Consider the following 20,622-nt stretch of genomic DNA (forward strand, 5'->3'; position numbering starts at 1 on the left):
GGAGTATTGAAGTTTAGATGAGATTCATATGAATCGGACTGTAAAAAAAACGAAATTATTAATTACAAATAAAATTGACTATAGTATAATTAATATAAATAATTGACTAAAGGAGTTGGGTGCTATATGAGGGCTTTGCTCATTGCAGAGAAACCGGATCTAATGAAACAAATCAGAGCAGTCTACGATAAATTTGGACATGCAGACCAAATTACATTTAAAACTTTTGCAGGTCACACGATGACATTAGTGGAACCACATGAGTATAAACAGGAGTGGGAAAAGTGGAACTTATCTATGTTGCCAATGATCCCAGAGACATTCCGTTATAAGCCAAGCAAAGACAAGTTGAAAATGTATAAGGAACTTAAAGATGAGATACTGAGTGAAAAGTACGATTATGTAATCAATGCCTGTGACCCAGGTAGAGAGGGGCAACATATATTTTTCAGTTTCTATCATCATATCGGAGCAAGACTTCCTGTGAAGCGTTTATGGTCTACAGATTTAACGGAAAACAAATTGAGTCATGCGTTAAATAACTTGAGAGACGAAAAAGAACCAGCGTTAATCAACATGACCCTTGCTTCGAAGTATCGTGCTTATTTTGATTGGTTAATTGGTCTAAATGCTACGCGTGCAGTAACGATGATTGCAAACAAAAAGATAAACGTAGGTCGAGTTATGACTCCTGTTTTAAAATTGATTGTAGATCGGGAATTAGAGTTGCGCAATTTTGTGCCTAAAGATTTTTGGGAGATTGAGTCTAATTTTGGTGGGAAATATAAAGGGCTTTATTATGATCACAACAATGAAAATGAATCCAGATTTTTTGATAGATCTAAAGCTGAATCGATGTGTAGCAAGTTTGGTGAAGAAGGTGTCGTGCTTGCAGTAGATCAAAATAGAGAAGTGAAATACGCACCAAAGCTTCATTCCTTACAAGAGTTATCAAATGAGGCAAACCGTACGTATGGTTATACCATGGCTGAGACGCTAAAAATCGCTCAGGTGCTGTATGAAAAGAAATTACTTAGTTATCCACGTACGAACAGTCCTTTTGTGACTAAGTCAATCGCAAAAGAGTTTAATAAGAATTTACAGCCATTACTCTCGATAGCAGGGCTAAAAGATAGTACATCAGAAGTTTTGGGCAACACAGCGATTCTTGAAGGCATAGTTAATAATAAAAAGTATGTTGATGATTCAAAAGTAACGGATCACTATGCTATTATTCCAACGGGATTATCTGTTGATTTTTCGAAATTGAGTACCAGTGAGCAGAATATTTACATGCTCGTGTCGAAACGCTTTCTTTCGATTTTCTTGCCTCCTCTGGTTATGAATAAATCGAGTATCATTACAGAGAGTAATGGTCACCGCTTTAAAACAACAGGAAGTGTACTTGTTGATCTTGGGTTCATGAGATTGTATGAATACAAAAATAACGACAACATACTTCCATCTGTTAAAAAGGGTGAAGTTTTTAAAATTAATGAAATAAAGCTTATTCAAAAAGAAACAACGCCTCCGCAGAGATACAATGATTATTTATTAGGTAAAACAATGGAGAATCCAGGTAAATTGATTGAGGATGAAGAACTCTCCAGTGTGTTTAAAGGTGAAAAAGGATTGGGAACACCTGCCACAAGAGCCGGGATTATAGAGAAACTTGTTTATTTAGCAATGATTGAACGCAAAGGATCTGGGAAAGTGAAATCTTATTTCGCAACTGATTTTGGGGTGGAAATCATTGAAGGCTTACATGGGAAAGACATTACAATGCCTGAGCTTACGGCGACATGGGAACAGAAGCTTTCTCAGGTCGAAGAAGGAACGTATGATCCGAAGGTGTTTTATTCAGAAATGATTCAATATACCAAATTCATGATCGAAGACTTCAAACATACCAAAGTGTCTGTATCTCAACAAACGGATAAAGAAGTCATCGGCAAATGTCCAAAATGTAGTTCAGATGTTATTGAAGGAAAATCATTTTATCTTTGTACAAAATATAAGGATACATGCGATTTTCTAATTGCAAAAGAAATTGGCGGCGCAAAAGTGTCGAAGACAGAAGCGAAAAAACTACTTTCGGGTAAAGAGACTAAAGAACTGGAGCTTAAATTTAAGTCAGGTGCAACGCGAAAAGCTAAGCTCATGTTAAGCCCGGAATTCAAGGTTGTGCCGTCTGGGAGCAGTACGGGCTCGTCCGTTCAGGCGGGTGAACGAAAAGTAATCGGTACATGTCCAAAATGTTCGAAACAAGTGATTGTGACAAAAGATTATTACAAGTGTGAAGACTATAAGAATCCCTGCACATTTATTCAAAAAAGAGTGTTTTGCGGAGCTGAGATTAGTGAAGCCAATATGAAGGCTATTTTAAACGGAAAGCAATCCAAAGAATTAGAGTTCACTTGGAACAGTGGAAAAACGGGTACCGCGAAATTAGAGTGGAAAGATGACAAAATCAGTTTTGTGTTCCCATCCAAAAATAAATAAGAATGGTAAAACGCTATTCTGATAGAGAAAAATGTAGCTAATATATCAAACTAATATTTTCCGTCAAAGGGAGCCTTGCTTTTAAAAGCAAGGTTCTTTTTTTTTGTTCTAAGTAGTTACGTCATCCAACAATTATAAACCAATAGTTAGAAATCTATATTACACATTAGCAAAAGTGATTTTTAAGTTCGAATTTTCATAGCGAAGGGAGGTGTATAAGTGAAACAAAAAGTTTTGATAGGTCTATTGGGCGTTGGAATAGTTGTCGGATTATCAATAAGTCTGTATCTATCTTTTTCGGAAAAGCAAGTGAGTAACCCCACACAAACACATAAAACACAGAAACCTAAAGCATCGACAGCAGCATCAAGTCTTGATTTGAAAGATTCTCATTCAGATCTTCAGAAGAAGCCACAGAAAGATTCAGATAAATCAATCTATGAAAAGCCACCAGAAAAAAAATTGCGTAGCATTCAATCGCTGGAAGCGGAACCGTTTGAACAAGAAGCGAGACAAGCCTTTCGAAATCTGGAGTTTATGAACGGGATTGAGAAACTTCAATCGATTGTGAATGAGGTTGAAGACAAAGATGATGGGGCAATGTTGCATCAATTGTATTTCGAGGGTTCGATGCTTGCAAACCTGGTTCCTCCAACAGAAGAGGATGAAATCTCTGGAGATCATGGAGAAACCATTGAATTTGACGGCATGGTCGGGATTTTAAGTATGATCAAAGACCCCGAAAATGCACTGCTTGGAGCTTTGGCACTTAACGATCGCTATCGAGCTGAAATTATTTTGGAACAAGACAGTCTTAATCCGATCTTTGATGGCGGTGTTCGGATCTTACAGCTTTCGAAGAAAACGGAAGGGAAGATTTTTGTGGATGTCTTCAACATGTACAAGAGTGCGAAAACATTATACAAAATCGACTTCGAGATTGAAGGTCATCATCTTGTCGGTTATGTCATTCAATTCGCAGATGGAACCTCGAAGTTATATTCCATACTTCCAGCCGATGGAGCGAAGCCACCCTATAAGACGATACGAGAATGGCAAAAAATTTACAAAATTATTGAAAACAGATAAGAAGGAGGGAATTTATGGACGAAAAGGAAAAGGGAAAACGAGAGAAGCAAGCCAAGTTTTTTGAAGCAGCCGGAAAAAATTTTTTAACGATTATGGTTGCGACTTTTATGTTACAGATCGCCAACTTTATTGCAGGATACATTTTTTTTAGCAGCAACTTTACGGTAACGGTTGTAACTTTTGTTCTTGTGGCGTTCGGATTTGTACTTTTTAAAGATAAGGCTTCTGATGAGCATCGTAAAGTAGGCTTTTGGATCGCCAAGATAGCATTAGTTGTATTTGTATGTTCCACTGTAAATCATTTGTTTTTGGAATTAGCCACAACCTTAGGATCAAGAAGTCCTGAAAAGGCAATGGCATTATTTAGAATGAGTTACTTTATCAATATAGGTCTATTGGTCGGAAGCGTAGCTTTTTTTCGTATGGATTCTGTAAGAGAAGCACTTAACAACGTGTATACACAATCTATGCTTGAAAAGTTGAAAATTGTAACTACATCTGATGAGAAGAAACTTGGAGACGTTCAAATTGCAGTTAATGCAGAAACAAAAAAACCTGTACATCTTAAATATAAAGATCGTTTTCTTCATATGCTCGTTCTGGGTCCTACGGGCTCTGGTAAAACGAGTCAAACGATCATCCCCATGATAGATCAAGATATGCAAAATATGGACTGCGGAATTACTGTATTGGAGCCAAAATCTGATCTTGCGGAAAAAATTTATGCAATGGCGGAGCATTACGGGCGAAAAGCGGTGTATTTCAATCCCATTTTGCCGAATTGCCCGTATTTTAATCCGCTTTATGGTAAAGAAGAAGATGTCATTGAAAATATGGCTACGACATTTAAGATGCTTAATCCAGATTCTCCACAATTCTTTTTGGATATGAATGAGACGCTCATTCGGAATGCTTTGAAGGTGTTGAAACGTTTATATGGTAACAAGGCAAATCTGATAGAGCTTTCACGGTTATTGCACAACTCTGGTGGGATGGGACGAAAAATGGTATCCCTATTTTCGCGTCTCAGCTCAGATAGTGAGGAAATGACCAAAGAAAATGCGGATATTGCATCTTGGTTCCTGAATGAATATCTGAATGAGAAAAGTAAGACTTATGAACATTGCTCGGGGCTCCGTTCTCAAGTTGCTAAAATCACTTCAAATAGTCATTTGAGAAGGGTACTAAATCCCCCGAACGGTGAAAATGAAGTGGATTTTGATAAGATCCTTGAAGAAGGTGGAGTTCTGGCAATCACCACAGCTCAGGGTGCTTTACGTGACCTTGGACGTTTCCTGGGATATTTCATTATCTTGCAGTTGCAATCCTCTGTATTTAGAAGACCAGGGACTGAGTTTACTCGAAGACCTCATTTTCTGTATATTGACGAATTCCAAGTCTATGCGAATCCAGGATTTGCAGATATGTTGACGCAAGGACGTTCTTATCGAGTCGCCTCTCATTTGGCAACACAAAACCGTGCATTAATCGGAATGGGGAGTGGTCAAGACGGAAAAGACTTTATTGAGTTGGTGTCTACAAATGCACGGAATATCATCATCTATCCGGGCGGTAATGCAGTTGATGCCAAGTATTACTCTGACCAGTTTGGAGAAATCGTGAAAAAAGAAGTTCAAAAGGGAATTACTCGTCAAAAATTTAATCCACTAAAAGGAATTAAGCCGTTAAATTATGACTCGGAATCTATTCGGGAGACGGAAACGAAAGAAGCTCGCTATTCTCCATCCGATATTATTTATCGTCCCTTTGGAGAGATTACCTATTGTATAATCACAGACAACAGCATTACGCCACCAGGAGTAGGTAAGATTCAATATATTCCTGTAGAATTAAATGAAAAGCTCGACAAGATGGTTGTCGAATATAAAGAGAGTGTATTTGCAAAAGCTGCGCATGCAATACCGACCTCTATGGAGAAAGAAGTTTCTGAAGTTGTAGAAGCTGATCCGGTGATTGCTAAGAGTGTGGTTGAGGCGGCAACAACACGTAAAAACGACAAAGAACATTTGTATAAAGGGAAAGAGGTTTTGAATCGTGACGAAGAGTTTACGGACGATTTTGTTCTTCCTGTTGGAGGAGAAGTTGCTCCTAAAATACAAAATGGGGAAAAGGAAAATGAGTTTGATTTCCCGTCTGATGAAGAAGATGAACTCATATAATATTAAAAAGACAGCGGATCTGCTGTCTTTTTTTTGTATCATTAAAATTGTAATTGTTCTTCCCAAATTTCCGAAACACACAATTTAGGAGAAAAGTCTGTTTTTACGATGACGAACGAACGATTTGATAGCGTACTCTCATACATATTCCTTGCACGACCATTTACAAAGCCTTTTAATCGAACTTTCCAGTTCACTCCATTTATAGAGGTGAGAATTCGGCTCTCAGCATTTAAACCCATAGCAAGCGCCAATGCATCATTTGTAGATGTAGTTTCTGCTATACAAAGGAGAGATTGATCCTCACTTTCTTGAAGGAAATTGATTTCATCCATACTCAAATTGAAGACTTGACGTATATTTCTGCTTGACTCCTCATTTTCAACACTTAATTCATTGTATCTTTGCAAAAGAACAACTCTATGTTTAGGAAATGTATTTAGTTGATATTCCAGCAAGGCGCGTAGTAATGTACTTTTCCCTGAGCCAGTAGGTCCAACAATAAGTATATTCTTATATTTCTCCATGGCATCTATTAGCTTATAGAAATCTTCATTTGTAATAAAGTTGCTATCAACTAATTTTTTCAAACTATAAAATGTTGGATTGTCTAACAAATGAATAAGTTGTTTGATGATAGGGGACTCTTGCGAGAACATGTTTGAATTAGACATCAATCCTTTTAATTCATTTAAAACGGCATTCTCACCTTCTTTTCGAAACAGTTCAATGACTGCTTGTTCATTGGGATTGAGCCTAACCACTTTAGAGTTATTTGTTTTCATTGTATTCATCTCCCTTATATTAGTTTGTAACATTGTTACAATGTAACATTACCAATTATATTGACTATAGGCAATATAGTTGAGGTTTAACTTGGTTTAATAAAAAAACCTTGGGGGTTTACCCAAGGTTTCTTCGAGTCATTTAGTAGACGCTTTCGATAATCCCATAGTTTCCATCTTTACGTTGATACAATAGGCACATGCGCTGAGTAGCTCCGTTAAAAAACATGAATGTTTCATGCCCCAACATCTTCATTTGCAGTACAGCCTCTTCTTCCATCATTGGTTTCATAGTGAATTTCTTGCGTTTTGTAATTTGTCTTCGTTCTTCTGTTTCGCAATGACAATCTTCGTTTAACAATTCGCGATTAAACGGTTGAGAATTATGTCTTTGATCATTATGTTTGCGAGCAAGTTTTCCTAATTTCTTTACCAACTTGTCTGTCGCCATATCTATTGCAACATATAAATCCTCGTTTGTTTCCTCTGATTTTACGAATGATCCATGAAGATTGAACATGACTTCAATTTTTTGTCCATACTTAAAGGTTTCCATGGTGATACGGATTGGAGTTGTTTTTTCGATGAAATTTTCGAGTTTCTCTAATCGTTTATTTATTGCATCCCTAATACCCTTTGTAAGTTCAAAGTTTTTTGCGATCAATTGTACGTTCATGACAAATTCCCCTTCCTTGTTTGGAGTAAGACTACATTAACTCGATATCTTCTTATAGAAGAAATCTTAATGAATTATAATTGTTTATAGTAAATTGTATAACTCTTATAGACTATAAAAGGGTCTGAGTCATGTTAGATGTTGATTTGTGAATCGTTTGAAGAAGGTATTCGAAGGAAAGGAGATGGAATAAGACTTGGCGGTAACCTAATTTGTACGTGAACGGTTGCTCTTTCTTGGAGGAGGCGAGTACGGAGTGATTTGTTGTAGGCATTAGCCAAATAAAAATGAAGGGGGAATGTAGGATGTGGGTGAACATAGCGTGTGTGTTCGTTTATGTAATATCGATATTAGTTATGATCAAGGGATTATCTATTTTAGGTGTATCCGGTGGGTTTCATTTACGAAAAAAAGGGATATACCAAACGAGAATAGGGATTGTCGGCTGGCTGATTTCAACGATCATACTCTCAATTCGAATCAGTCTATGGTTTCTCGTGCCATGTATAGCAGCCTTAATAATATGTGTAATCCTATATATTATCGATACCAGAGGACGTTATGAATGAACAAAAAAAAGTGCATGAACATATGCATTTAGCTACTTGTAATCATACTACTCATGATCCTGACCATGTCATGAAGAACAAGAAGGGGTTGAGGGTAGCTTTTTTGATTACACTTGGTATTGTTGGCGTTGAATTCATGGGGAGTTGGATTTCCAATTCACTCTCATTGTTATCGGATGCAGGTCATATGGTTGGTGATTTGGCATCCCTATTATTGAGTATGATTGCAATCTATTTAAGTCATCGTGCAACAACAAAAATAAATGGTTATTCCCGTTTTGAGATAGCAGCCTCCTTATTTAATGGCGTAACCTTAATTGTTCTCTCTGGATGGGTGATCTGGCAAGCCTTTTGCCGACTACAAGAACCTCAGCATGTTCAAGGAGACTTGCTGGTAGTTGTTGCTATTGTGGGTTTAATAGCAAATTTATGTAGTGCATGGTATATGTCGCAAATCTCAGATGTATCGTCTAATTTAAACGTAAGGAGTGCATATCTACATGTCTTAATGGATGCTTGGAGTTCGGTTGGCGTAATCATCTTCTCTAAAGTGGATGTGGATTGATCCTCTAATCAGTATAATTTTAGCGTTATTGATCGCTAAAGGTGGCATTAAAGTTGTTTATCACGTACATCTCTTAGGTAAAAACCGTTTGTAAAATGAAGGGGGAAGAATCATTGATCCTTGTTAAATATATTGGTAGTATTGCTATTTTGCTTATTGTATTCGTGTATTACATGTTTAAAATGAAAAAAGATGATCGCCGCAAAAACAGATACATTATTTTTACTTCCATTGGTTTTGGTTTCATGGCCTTGCCATCATGGTTTATAACGAATAAAAATGTACTTATGGTTTGCTCCGTTTTAGCGATTGTTCTTGTAATCATTGGATTGCTTTTATATATCCAAATGAGAAAAAGTTTAAATATAGAGAAGGATGATAAAAAAATGTATCGAACTAAAAAAGACATGTAAAATGCCTACATGTCTTTTTTTATGTCCATTTTTTGATTCCTGGGTTGGTATAAAAGCTAATGAATGAATTAGAATAAGTGAGCATGTTCAAGGTTTTCCTCGAAGACTCTTTCTTCAAATCCATTGTTCACAAAGTGATGAATGTTTCCCAGCAGGTCAAATTGAAATATAGCCTCATGAAAAGGTTTTTCTTTTAGACGCTGATACGTGGAAAAGTAAATGTTTTTAAGACCAATCAAGTCAATCATTTTAAGATCGGTATATATTTGTTCTTCGGTTTCTCCAATCACCAGATATGAGATTTCCCGATTGAATTGAGATTTGAAGAAACTATTACTTTTATCCATATATGCGATCTTAGCTACAGTAGATGTAGGTTCAAAAAAGTAATCATCAACTACAAATTCCTGAATTTTACCTTCTTCAATAAGTATTTTATTGTTTTGGTTAAGTTTCCGCATATAAAGTGCATATTTTGTACCTTGAAAAATGGAGCGAGTTTGTTCAGCATCATTGGCATAGAAACCATGCTTTTCTTCCAGTACGTGTTTAATCTTAGCCGTATAAGGATCAGATTCTTTGCATGCTGGAATTAGTCTTTCTTTCATTAAACAAAGTAAATCTTCACGGGTTCCTACAAAAATCTCGAATTCATCATCAAGAACATCTAACAAACGTTCGTAAATGGTGTATTTAATAAGATTGATGCGCTCTTTAATTTTGGAAGTGCCCTCAACAATAAAAAGAACGATAATTCGTTTTTCTCGGTAAGCATATTCCCTGGAGGTTAAGAAATTGCGATAATTCTCCCATTTCTCGAATAGTTGTTTTTTACTTTCGGTAGCCATATCCATCTCCAAGAAGAAATCGGTATCCAATAAAGAAAGCATGCCATCCGGACGTATGCTTGTATACTGGCTTACATGTTTTTCATCAAAGTATTTGCAATTGACGTCTAATTTTAACTGTTGAAAGTCGATTACAAATTGATTAAGGTGAGCTTGATGGTTGATATTTTTGGGGTAGATCTCAAGTTCAGATGCACGGTAGTACCCACGCTTGACTACCTTTTTTTGTGCGTCGTAGATATTGGTAGGTAGTTCAAAAAAATGACGAATGACTTCAATACCTGATGGTGTTAGAAAATATACGTGTTCTTCTCCCTTATATTTAACCTCTTTAATTAATTCGAAAGAGAGGAGGTCATGAATGCATGCCTTAGCAAGCTCTCTTGAAAGTTTTTCATTAATGGGTGTGACATGTTGAAAATGAATCTGGTAAATTTGGTTATCATTTAAACAACGAAATGAGTAAATGGACATCAGCGTGTCTACATTGCTTGTAGAAAGGGATCGCATCAGTTCATTGAGAGATTTTTTCATCTCGGTTCCCTCCCTTGGTATCTTTATAGAAATATGAAACAAAATAGCCTCCCCACATTATAGGTGGAAAGGCTATGGGTAATAATATAAATTACATCGTAGATCGAATGAGGGTGTAAATTGTAGACATTGGTCAATAAAATAGAGATTATGCATTATGAAATGCAATTTGGTATTATTGACTTTAGTCTATAATTTTGATAATATAGTCTCAGATAAAACAAAATAGTTGATGATATAAGGTTTTTGATTTTTTAATTGACTGTAAAAATTACTGTTGAGGTTTATGGCTCATATGCTTAAAGAAAAAAGTATCAATGGCTTCTAAAATTTGCCCAGTGGTTTGAAGTCCCATTCGTTCCAACTGGTAGTCTAAATTTAAACCATTATATCTGGATACAACATTATCTGCAATCTTGGCGCATAAAACGTAACGGTTATTGGATTGGGTTTCGTTTATTGCGGACTTAATAAGTTGTTTGGTGCCTCTTGTAAGTTTGAAATTTGTAGTTGACATGACAATGTCCCTCCTAACGTGTATATATATGAATGTTCGTTTCTACCGAACAACATCTTTCTTTTGACTATAATTCATTATATTTATTTTATTGCCTATAGTCAATATTATTTAGGTTTGATATTGAATGTTTTTCAGTGTTTTATTTTACGTATTAACAGCATGAGAGATTGTATATAACGAATTAGGGTAGTCGATACTATAAACAAACTATAAAATATATTAACTGAGTGGATAGTTGAGCTAAAAACAAATTCGTTTATCTACGTGATCTATAAAGTGATAGATAAAGTGAAAAAAAAGTTACATATGAGATTGATGGCACAAATTCTTTGATCCATTGATCATTAAACCACGGAAGGTGACTGTGATGAACATTCCTGATTGGGAAAAGAAGATGATTGAAAAAATCGAAGAATCAGATAATACAGAGGCTAAGAAAGTGCTTAAGACTATTCTTAGTTATGATTCTGGTGCTGAAATGATCACTGATGAAAAAGTGGAAGAGCTTCAGGCAGCCATTGATGCTTTACAAGATATTAAGGTGAGTACCCGTAAGAGCCTTCACCGAAAACTGAAGTTCATGGTTGAAGGGGACGGAAAGAATTTATCGAGTTGGGAAGAGCACTTTATCTCAAAAATCGATTCTTCTGACAATGAGGAAGCAAAAGAACTGCTTCGTAGAATTCAGTCCATTGAAGGAAATGAAACGGAAGAGAATGTTAAGGACATTGAACATGCCATTAAATATGCTAAATTTCCTTCTGATTGGGAAGCTAATTTCGAACGAAAGCTGCGTATACTGAAAAAGCGTACTGAACGCGCGATTTCTGATAATTTTGGATCTTTGATTAAGCATTTGAGAGAGAGAAAAGGGTACACACTTGATGATATGTATGTCGCTACGGGTATATCTTCCTCCTATATTAATCGTATCGAAAAAGGTGAGCGCAAATCGCCAAGTGTTAAAGTTATATCGAAGCTTGCAGCGGCGCTTGATATAGATTATAAGGATTTGCTTAATGTTGCAAATCCTGAAAATGAAAGCACTGAATTGCAACCGCTGGAAGAACACCTTTTGTCTACAAATTATACCGTCGGTGGGGTGCGACTGGGGAAGAAATCGAAAGAAAAGCTTGTGGATATTATTAGTAAAATTAATAATAGTTCTTGGGACCAAAAGAAGCACCTGGAAGCGATTGAAATCATGGATGCTATTGAGCAATACAAAAATTCATTAAAATAAGAGAGAAATGTAATGTATAAAGCATGTGGGGCATATCCTCACATGCTTTTTTGTTTTTTAAAGCTTGACGGTCGGTATTGTTGTTGACATGCATTTCAGCTAAAGGAGCATCGAACGAATACAGTTCGATGCTTTTTATTTTTCAAAAAAAGATGCATATAATGAAAAACCTATAATGGATCAATGGCTTTGGAGTAAGGGTTGTCGTTATCGAACATGCTTGAACCTTTATTGAATTGTTGGAGCCGTATTGTGATGAAATAATATAAGAAAAATGGTTTATAGTACATGAGAAAAAGGGGGTGTCTAAAAAAATATGGAAAAAGTGTTGCTCGCTGTAGACTTTCGTCAACTTGAAGAGTTTATAAAAAAAAGTCTGAAAAATGAGTTTATGTTTGTGGGTGTAACCACCTATCGGGATGGTGTAATCCGTCAAATGGGGCAAACAATGCCTGACATTGTTGTGATCCGTGAAACTCTTCAAGGTAATGAAAATATTATGGATATTATCTATGAAATTAGGACGAAATTTCATAATGTACGAATTATTTTCCTCGCGAAAAAGCGTGTACCTGGAGACGCCTTACTTGCAACTTTGGTGAGCTACGGTGTATACGACATACTTTATGGTGAAAAAATTCTTTCGCAAGAAATTATCCGCTTAATTCGTCAACCTAATGGATACAAAGACGTTCAGCACTTACAGCCCAAACCTGTCTTGGATGAACGTAAAAACAAAGTATTATTTGAAAAACCAGATGTTCATACGATCGAAAAAGAGATTGTTAAAGAAGTTCTGAAAGAGGTCTACATTGATACGGGAGCTGAAACGCGAGTCCAACAAGCAAATCAACAAATACTCCAGGAATCTTCAAGTGAAATTAAAAGTGTAGAAACGAATAGCTTCGAAAGTGAAGACACTCAAAAAACCGCTCCAGAGCTAAGATCGCCAAAACCATCCTCTGACGCCACAAGTGCTGAGAGTGAGACTTTTGAGGATCAAACAAACCAAAAAACGAACGGAGAATCTACCAGCACAGAAAGTTCCCAGCCGAAAGAAAAAATTAGACTTCTGAATAAACTGTTAGGAGGAAAGAGTGGAGACATCCGTGTAAATGATGATTCCCTTCCATCAGATAAACAGAAAATCATTACGTTTATGGGTTCTAAAGCTGGAGTAGGGAATACTTCGTTGGCTTTAAATACAGCGATCCAGCTTAGTCAAAAGAAGAAGCGTGTCATTTATATTGAGATGAATGATCGGACGCCAGCAGTGAACTATTGGTATGAAATGGGAATGGTCAATGATGGAATTGATAGTGCTTTGAAGGCTTTTGATGAGAATCAGTTTGAAAAGATTAAGGAAGCAATTATATGTTCGGCTGACCTTGTTGTAAAAGAATCTGCATTACAGAAGAACTATAAAAAATTCCCTAATACACTGGATTTCATGTTTTTCTCCAATCGCTACTTAACAAGAAGATCGGCGGATGGTGAGGAACTCGATTTATCTTTGACTAAAGAGCTGTATTTGTATCTGATGTTTCAGCTTGAGTATGACTTTATCATTCTTGATGTACCTTCCAATTTGGAAAATCCAGCGACGCTTAATGCATTGCTATACTCCAATACAACTGTGATCACCACTTCTCAGGATGTAAGTGCCATCGGAAATGCCGTGTATATGTTGAATGAAATGAGAAAAAGCGGATTTCAATTATCAAAAAATATTCAATTCATTGTAAACCGTTTTGAGAAAGCGGATTTAAGTATGAAGGAGATCGCCGAGTGGGTTCAAGTTGACGAAGTTCTGACGGTTCCATGCTTTAATAAAGACTTTATAAATGCTAATTTTGTAGGTCTTCCCGTGATTCTGTACACCAGAAATTCACAGTTAAAAACCGCATTTCAAAAAATAGAAAAGACAATTATATAGGGGGTGCTTATCGTTGAAGAAGAAAAAAATATTAATACTTGCTTTGCAATTGCTCTTACTTATCGGAACCGCCGTTGGTTTTATGGCTTACACGAATGGTGAGCTGCAACCCGTTAAAGTGTATGTCTTTAATAAAGATTTAAAAGTAAATCAACAAATTACAGCAGCAGATGTAAAGGAAGTATCTGTTCCACAAAGTGGAGTAACTCAAGACTTTGCTTTGGATACCAAGCAATTTTTAAATAAATATGTTGGCACTGAAGTATATGCAGGCTCTTTTATTTATACGAAACAAATTAAAGACAAAGGTCAATTGGATCCTTTTATGAGTATGGACTTGACCAAATATCGTAAAATTTCAATTCCTATTTCTTATGTAGAAGGCTTCGGCGGTAATGTGAAGCGTGGCGATGCGGTAGATCTTGTATTCACTGGAGTAGGTAAGAAAAAGGATGACAAAGGCACAGAACAAAGCTTTCAATATTCAAAAGCCTTTTTACAAAATGTGCTTATTTACAATGTAACAACCTCAGATGGTTTTGAGTTTAAAGACCATTCGACGAATGATTTGACAAAAACTTCGGGTCAATCCGGTGAAAAAATCGATACTTCTGCGAATTCAGATGAACTGGCTGTTGTAACGCTTGCTGTAACCCTTGATCAAGCGGAAGAGATCACAGCTCGTATGAATGCGGGAAATGTTCGTTTGGTATCTCGTTTTTCTGACAATGAATCTTACGAAACGCTTGGATTTGTTCTTGGTGATTATTCTAAAGTGTATTCTGCTCCTGCTAATGCGGAGACAGGCAGAGGTACCATTAACGCAAATCAATAATTGGGTCAAGAAAGAGAAGAAGGAGGTGGAAAGAAGACACGCTGGTCACTTTTGTACAATGGCTACCCTGCGTGTCTTCCTTATATGAAAAAAATTTTAGTGGCAAGTGGACAACGGGGCATTGATGATGCAGTTCGAAAATTCGAGAACTATGAAGTTGTAGGCGCTATTGAATATAAAAATGAAGTATATGAGGCGATTGAAGCTCATCAACCTGAAATTTTACTCATTGGAGAAGGATTAGTAGGTCAGGAATCTTTAATGCAGCTCATGCTAAAAATCGTTAAGGATTATCCTCATTTACGTATCGTCTACTTGGCAGGTTTTGTTGATTTGAGAGATGAGTCCAAAGTGAGTGCGCTTGGTGTGATGGTTATGGCTGGCATTTACGACATTGTACATGAACAAAGAATTACGGTTCCATCACTCCGCAATATTTTGGATCATCCGAAGAACGAAGAACAAATGGCATATCTTACGAAACGAGTGAAAGAACAAAGTGCCAAAAATCTAAATATGATTGAATTCGAGATTCCAGAAGAGGATCTGGAACAAGATGAAGACGTATATAAAAATCTAACCTTTATATCTTCCATTAAGCCTGGGACAGGTAAAAGTTTTGTGTCTGCCAATATTGCCGCAGCGATTGCCCACTTTGGAGTTGAAGTAAATGGAAGAAAACCAAAAGTGGGTTTGATTGAGGGAGATCTTCAGAACTTGTCTGTGGGAACCATACTTCAAATTGATGATGATAAAAAAAACCTGAAAACAGTGATTGATAAAATTTCTACGGTTGTAAACGAAAACGGAACCCTTATTGGAGATATGAAAGAAACTGAACGTGTAAACGAATTTATCAAAAGCTGTTTTAAGCCGTATTATCACGCAAAAAACTTGGAAGCCTTGGTCGGTTCACAGCTTAGTTTCAGCCAAATAGAGAATGTGAAGCCGTATCACTATGTCTATCTCATTGATAGCATCATTCATGATTACGACGTTGTCATAGTTGACAGTAACTCCTCATTTACTCACGTTACAACATTTCCACTCCTGCATATGTCAAAGAACTGTTATTACGTTGTCAATCTTGATTTTAATAATGTTCGAAACAATACACGATACAAAGATCTTTTAAAGGAAATTGGCGTTTTGGATAAAGTGAAGTACATTCTGAATGAGAATGTTGAGAAAGATAGCCCTGGTTCAGGCAATGACTTGGAAGAACTCATATTTACAGCAGACCATTTGGATGATTCGGATTTTAAGCTGGAAGCCAGAGTACCTATGTTGCCCAAAACAGTGTTTCTCAATCGATTGTACGAGGGAACACCTGTTGTGCTGGATAAAAATATTCCTTACACATTAAAGGCTCGCTACGAATTAATGAAGGTCGCTAACCAAATCTGGCCCATTAAAAATTTCAATGAAATAGAACAAGAAGTGATAAATTCAAAAACCAAAAAGAAAAAGGGATTGTTCTTCTAACAATCTTCTTTTCTAACTCGATAGAGGTTCAAATCCAACCAAAAAGAAAGGGTGAAGCCATGGAACAGTCTTTTCATTCATTTCGCAGAGATCTTGCGAAATTTAAAAATGCAAAGCAAGAAGGTAGTGTGTTATTAACCTATGAAGAGGCTTTGGAGGAAGTTCGGACAAAGCTGGGGGAAAAACTTGAAAATATATTAAAGAGCCAAGGTGACACAACCAATAAATCCGACAAACCCGTTGATGAAAACGTTAAGGATAAAGAGTTTTTACGAAAAAAGATCTCAATGTACAGAGATCACATTGCAGACATCGTACACACCAATAATATTAGAGTACGCCAATTTGAGGGAACCAATGAAATAGAGCGATTTATTGATGAAATGGCACAAGAGTTTGCGGGGTACTCCATTCTTTCAAAAGCATTTGCAGATCCAGGCGTTACGGACATTTACGTGATCAGTTGGAATAAAATTTTTGTAGAGAAAAATGAAATAAATATAAAATACCCATACACATTCCGAAACCCCAAACATCTGAAAGATACGATTGAACGTTTTCTACGGGAATCGGGAAAAGCCATTAATGACGGTGACCAGAAAATTGTTGATTTTGAGCTCTTTGGCGATCGTGGATGTGCAACTTCTAAAAAGGTTTCTCCAAAAGATTGTTCGTTAACCATTCGTAAACATACCGAAAAGCAAATTACGAAAGAGCACATCGTGAAAAATGGAGTGCTGAATGAAAAAATGGCGGATTTGTTTGGGTTGTTGATTACGGGAGAAAGTAATCTTATCTATGCAGGGATAACGGGATCAGGCAAAACAACAACCATTCGTGCCTTGCTGGATCATTATGTAGCCAAAGCGAACAAACGTATGTTGGTCTGCGAAGATACACAAGAGTTGTTCCTTCAAAACGAACATACGTTGGAGTTGGTTTCTGTTAAATCAGATGATGCATCACTTCGTGTTACTTTAGGTCAATTGATCATTACCGCTCTTCGTTTAAAACCCAAGTATATTATTGTGGGTGAGGTTCGTGGTGAAGAAGCCCAGGCTGCCGTAGAGGGTATGGAAACAGGACACTCGACCATTTTCACCATGCATGGTGGCAATCCATGGAACATTATTAATCGACTTGTCACAAAATATCTCATGGCTATGCCGTCTCTTGGCATTGACGTAGTGGAACGGATCATTGGTAGCTCATTGGATTACATCGCTATTCAAGACGACATTCCTGGCACGGGTCGTAAATGTACATCTCTTTCAGAGGTTACGTATAATTTCGAGACCAGACGAATCGAATTAAAACGAATCTATAGATATGATTTCAGAACAAAAGAGTTCGAGTTTGAAAATAAGATATCAAGAACAAAGGCAGATATGATGATGAGTCGTGGGGTAACTTGGGATCAATTAGAACCTTGGGTTGAAGATGAGAAAACCGCAGCCTAAACAAAGGTAAAACCGACTTCGCCCCATTTATCCTTTTACAATATCGACTACATGCTATGATATACAAAAATAGCTTATAAACAATATGTCGCGAACGTAAAATATCAAAAAAAGGTAGGTGATAACATGCATTTTCATTGGATGATGTTTGCGATAACGCTTTTCTTTTTTATTGGATCTTCTTTGTTTTCAATGCGAGGAAAAAATAAATTTGAAAATCGAAAAGAACAATCAAAAAATTTATTAAGAGAAAATGTTCTAAAACAACGAATTGAGCAAATAGCCGAGGGAAGAGTTCGATATTCTAAGCGATATGGTATTGAAACCCTGTGTATGCAAGCGGGTTTCCCGTTGACATACGCTGAGTATTTAATGATCTCGGTTGCCTCTGGTCTAATTGTTGCCATCTTTGTTGGGATGGTCATGAACAATCCCATTTTGGGGATCATCTTTTTGTTTGTCGGCTATATGATCCCTAAACAAGTCATTACACTCCGGAAAAATAGAAGGGTTGTAATGATGGAAAAACAAATTGGTTCATTCATGCACATGGTCATTAAGCGTTATGAAACGACAAGAGAGTTTAGTAAAGCGCTGGAATTGTCGACGATCGAATTTAAAGGGGAAGAGCCCTTATATACTGAACTTCGAAAGACGGTTTTGGACATTAGCTTGGGAAAACCTGTTACGGATGCTATGGATTCTCTTGCGAGACGGACGGGTAACAAGTATTTGGCTCGCTTTTCCGATTATTACAAAATTGCATCTGCCATCGGTACAGATGAAATCCGCAAGAAATTGTTGGAACAAGCCTATACGCAATTTGAAGAAAATCGCGTTAATAAACAAACGACGAAAAAAGAACTGGCAACTGTGGTACGTGAAGCATACATCATGTTAGTTTCGATTCCTATGTTTGCTATATATCAAGTCATGACAAATGATAATTATATTGGATTCATGACTGGAACGTTCTTGGGTAAAGTGGGTTCCGTTATCATTATCGGCGTATTTATGGGAGCTGTCTGGTTTATAAATAATAAAATTTCTGCTCCGATTGACGAATAGAAGGGAGGGGGTACATCTTGCAATATGTATGTGCAGGGATATTCCTCGTGTTACTTTTTTTCTTTGCTAAGAATATTTTGATGATGATATTTTCGATGGAAAATTACAGCGTTCACCGTAAACGGCTGAAACAATTAGACTTTAAAAGAAAGAAAGAAGACGCGGATATTTCCGAATTAATCGATACCGTCACGAAACCCGTGATTCGGCATGTGTTTTCACATTTTAAACCGAAACGGTTAGATCAGATTGAATCCCAATTAAAAATGGCTCAATGGGACAAGCACTTTACAGCGATTCAATATCGCGCGCTGAGTCTGCTTCTCAAAGTTGTGGGTATTGTATGCTTTTTGGTCTTAGTCAAAGCTTCATTAGTGATTGCGTTGATATGGGCAATTGTTTTGATCTTTGGGATGGATTTTTTATTTATGAATTCAACGAACAATCGCAAAGCAAAGTTGATTGCGGATTTTCCAGACTTCATTCGAATTACCGAGGGATATTTAACGGCGAATGTACCATTTGCCAAAGCTGTTTCGGAATGTGTGAAGTATGTCGGAGACGAATGGAAACCAATTCTCCAACGTTTTGTTATTGATTGTGAACTAAAAAGCTTAAATGAAGCTTTAGATGGATTAAAGCGGGATGTGGATATGTTTGAAGTTCGTGAATTTGTTGCGCTTGTAAAGTTGACTTTAGAACAAGGCGGCGATGCTAAAGACGGTTTTACCGCACAGGCAGATAAAATACGCGAATTGCAAATGGATATGATCGCAATCAAAATCGGAAAACGCCAAACAATGGGGATTATACTTCAAGGACCATTGTTGTTATGTAATCTTATGGTATTTGGTTTACCAACGGTAGGCTCCATGACAAGCTTTACCTCGATGTAAGGGTTGAACCGTATCCGGTCAAGATTAGATTATAGTCAATGAATAATAGAGGTTTCAGCCTCTTATAATCATTAGTAGTCTGATTTATGTATAGCTAATCCTCGCCATTACAAAAGGATTGTTCTTGTTCCGTGAATGATATTGCTAATGCATAAACATCATCTGCTTTACCGAGATTTATTTAAATTTAAAGGGGGTTGATCGAATGAACGAATGGGTTAGTCGAGCAAAATTTGCTATGGCTGGGGAGGATGGAGCATCGAATGTTGAAATTATCGTATGGATCTCTGTCGTTCTTGTCGTAGCAACAGCACTATGGTTATTCCGTGATGCGATTGTAAGCTTCATTAGCAAAGCCAAGAATGCTGTAGATAGTTTCAGAGTTAGCTAATCATACGATCTTGATTTAACAAAAGAAAGGAGGGGGGGGATGGTTTCCATCTCCCCTTTCTTAAATTATACGGAAGGGTGGTGCGAAATAGTGAGGGAATTACTATTCCAAAAACAACACTTGAGTCTAACTGATCAACTTCGAAAAAACAATAAAGGTTCTTTGGCATTAGAGGTTGTTGTTGGTTGTTTCGTATTCTTGATTGTCCTGTGTTTCTTGGTGGACGTTACGATGCTGGGTTGGCGATTTGCGGTCGTATCACAAACCAACTCGTATATTGCGCGTACAGTCGGTTTGCAAGGTGGAGTATTAAGTTCCGCCCCTGATGGATTCCCAGGGGGGAATGCGGCATATGTTTCGACATCGGAGTTAGCCAATAATATTGCTGAAAACTTCAAATCAGGTGGGATTGAAAATGGAGAATATACCGTCACAATTAACGGAGTTCCTTTAGGTTCAGGAGTTAAAGTCGATTACCGCGAATACCTTCATGTAGAAACGAAAGTGAAGTATAAATGGGCGATGGTGAGTAACTTTATTCCAGGAAATATCGAAAATTGGATCTCCTCCAAACGTTCGGTTATGTCCGAATTTAAATACCGCTATGATTATTGGATCGGAGAGTGA

Annotated in this window: 18 protein-coding genes; 14 read left to right on the plus strand and 4 right to left on the minus strand. The window is 37.0% G+C overall.

Annotation, left to right across the window (positions count from 1 at the left end; translation table 11 throughout):
* Positions 1 to 126: 126 nt before the first annotated feature.
* The 3 genes from JOD82_RS08620 (at position 127) to JOD82_RS08630 (ending at position 5,771) form a co-directional block, all read left to right on the plus strand.
* Entirely contained in the window at positions 127 to 2,502 is a 2,376-nt protein-coding gene (locus tag JOD82_RS08620) for a type IA DNA topoisomerase (protein ID WP_209948269.1), read from the plus strand.
* 219 nt (positions 2,503 to 2,721) lie between these two features.
* Positions 2,722 to 3,591 (plus strand): hypothetical protein, encoded by an 870-nt coding sequence (locus JOD82_RS08625; protein ID WP_209948271.1) that lies wholly within the window; start codon positions 2,722 to 2,724, stop codon positions 3,589 to 3,591.
* 14 nt (positions 3,592 to 3,605) lie between these two features.
* Positions 3,606 to 5,771 carry a type IV secretory system conjugative DNA transfer family protein gene (locus JOD82_RS08630; RefSeq protein ID WP_209948273.1) on the plus strand — a complete coding sequence of 722 codons (2,166 nt, stop codon included), beginning with the start codon at positions 3,606 to 3,608 and terminating at the stop codon, positions 5,769 to 5,771.
* Between the two features lie 41 nt (positions 5,772 to 5,812).
* Here the strand turns inward: JOD82_RS08630 and JOD82_RS08635 are convergent, their stop codons facing one another.
* Entirely contained in the window at positions 5,813 to 6,556 is a 744-nt protein-coding gene (locus JOD82_RS08635) for an nSTAND3 domain-containing NTPase (RefSeq protein ID WP_209948275.1), read from the minus strand.
* A gap of 142 nt (positions 6,557 to 6,698) precedes the next feature.
* Complete coding sequence (gene hpf / locus JOD82_RS08640; RefSeq protein ID WP_209948277.1) at positions 6,699 to 7,232, minus strand: ribosome hibernation-promoting factor, HPF/YfiA family; 534 nt, start codon at positions 7,230 to 7,232, stop codon at positions 6,699 to 6,701.
* A 561-nt stretch (positions 7,233 to 7,793) separates the two neighbouring features.
* Between hpf and JOD82_RS08645 the strand changes: the two genes are divergently transcribed.
* Together JOD82_RS08645 and JOD82_RS08650 are read left to right on the plus strand one after the other, a co-directional pair.
* Positions 7,794 to 8,366: a cation diffusion facilitator family transporter gene (locus tag JOD82_RS08645; protein WP_209948279.1), complete on the plus strand. Its 573-nt coding sequence runs from the start codon at positions 7,794 to 7,796 to the stop codon at positions 8,364 to 8,366.
* A gap of 113 nt (positions 8,367 to 8,479) precedes the next feature.
* Entirely contained in the window at positions 8,480 to 8,779 is a 300-nt protein-coding gene (locus JOD82_RS08650) for a hypothetical protein (RefSeq protein WP_209948281.1), read from the plus strand.
* Positions 8,780 to 8,847: 68 nt separating this feature from the next.
* On the opposite strand, the gene JOD82_RS08655 is transcribed toward JOD82_RS08650, so the two are convergent.
* Together JOD82_RS08655 and JOD82_RS08660 are read right to left on the minus strand one after the other, a co-directional pair.
* The gene (locus JOD82_RS08655; RefSeq protein WP_209948283.1) at positions 8,848 to 10,161 is read right to left on the minus strand and encodes a replication-relaxation family protein; all 1,314 of its coding nucleotides are present in this window, start codon (positions 10,159 to 10,161) and stop codon (positions 8,848 to 8,850) included.
* A 271-nt stretch (positions 10,162 to 10,432) separates the two neighbouring features.
* The gene (locus JOD82_RS08660) at positions 10,433 to 10,678 is read right to left on the minus strand and encodes a hypothetical protein (RefSeq protein ID WP_209948285.1); all 246 of its coding nucleotides are present in this window, start codon (positions 10,676 to 10,678) and stop codon (positions 10,433 to 10,435) included.
* 370 nt (positions 10,679 to 11,048) lie between these two features.
* Between JOD82_RS08660 and JOD82_RS08665 the strand changes: the two genes are divergently transcribed.
* The 9 genes from JOD82_RS08665 to JOD82_RS08705 all read left to right on the plus strand — a co-directional run bounded on the left by JOD82_RS08665 (position 11,049) and on the right by JOD82_RS08705 (position 20,622).
* The gene (locus tag JOD82_RS08665) at positions 11,049 to 11,924 is read left to right on the plus strand and encodes a helix-turn-helix domain-containing protein (RefSeq protein WP_209948287.1); all 876 of its coding nucleotides are present in this window, start codon (positions 11,049 to 11,051) and stop codon (positions 11,922 to 11,924) included.
* Positions 11,925 to 12,240: 316 nt separating this feature from the next.
* Positions 12,241 to 13,860, plus strand: a complete 1,620-nt coding sequence (locus JOD82_RS08670) for a CpaE/TadZ family protein (RefSeq protein ID WP_209948289.1) — start codon at positions 12,241 to 12,243, stop codon at positions 13,858 to 13,860.
* A gap of 13 nt (positions 13,861 to 13,873) precedes the next feature.
* On the plus strand, positions 13,874 to 14,695 hold the full coding sequence (gene cpaB, locus JOD82_RS08675; protein WP_209948291.1) for a Flp pilus assembly protein CpaB: 822 nt from the start codon (positions 13,874 to 13,876) through the stop codon (positions 14,693 to 14,695).
* Positions 14,696 to 14,779: 84 nt separating this feature from the next.
* Positions 14,780 to 16,180, plus strand: a complete 1,401-nt coding sequence (locus tag JOD82_RS08680; protein ID WP_209948292.1) for an ATPase — start codon at positions 14,780 to 14,782, stop codon at positions 16,178 to 16,180.
* 59 nt (positions 16,181 to 16,239) lie between these two features.
* Complete coding sequence (locus JOD82_RS08685; protein ID WP_209948294.1) at positions 16,240 to 17,640, plus strand: TadA family conjugal transfer-associated ATPase; 1,401 nt, start codon at positions 16,240 to 16,242, stop codon at positions 17,638 to 17,640.
* A gap of 126 nt (positions 17,641 to 17,766) precedes the next feature.
* The gene (locus JOD82_RS08690) at positions 17,767 to 18,708 is read left to right on the plus strand and encodes a type II secretion system F family protein (RefSeq protein ID WP_209948296.1); all 942 of its coding nucleotides are present in this window, start codon (positions 17,767 to 17,769) and stop codon (positions 18,706 to 18,708) included.
* A gap of 17 nt (positions 18,709 to 18,725) precedes the next feature.
* Complete coding sequence (locus JOD82_RS08695; RefSeq protein WP_209948297.1) at positions 18,726 to 19,604, plus strand: type II secretion system F family protein; 879 nt, start codon at positions 18,726 to 18,728, stop codon at positions 19,602 to 19,604.
* A gap of 205 nt (positions 19,605 to 19,809) precedes the next feature.
* Positions 19,810 to 19,995 (plus strand): hypothetical protein, encoded by a 186-nt coding sequence (locus JOD82_RS08700; protein WP_209948300.1) that lies wholly within the window; start codon positions 19,810 to 19,812, stop codon positions 19,993 to 19,995.
* A 39-nt stretch (positions 19,996 to 20,034) separates the two neighbouring features.
* Positions 20,035 to 20,622 carry a hypothetical protein gene (locus tag JOD82_RS08705; RefSeq protein ID WP_245248941.1) on the plus strand — a complete coding sequence of 196 codons (588 nt, stop codon included), beginning with the start codon at positions 20,035 to 20,037 and terminating at the stop codon, positions 20,620 to 20,622.

This window comes from Paenibacillus sp. 1182 (assembly GCF_017833915.1).
In the GTDB taxonomy this organism is placed as follows: Bacteria; Bacillota; Bacilli; order Paenibacillales; family Paenibacillaceae; genus Paenibacillus; species Paenibacillus polymyxa_D.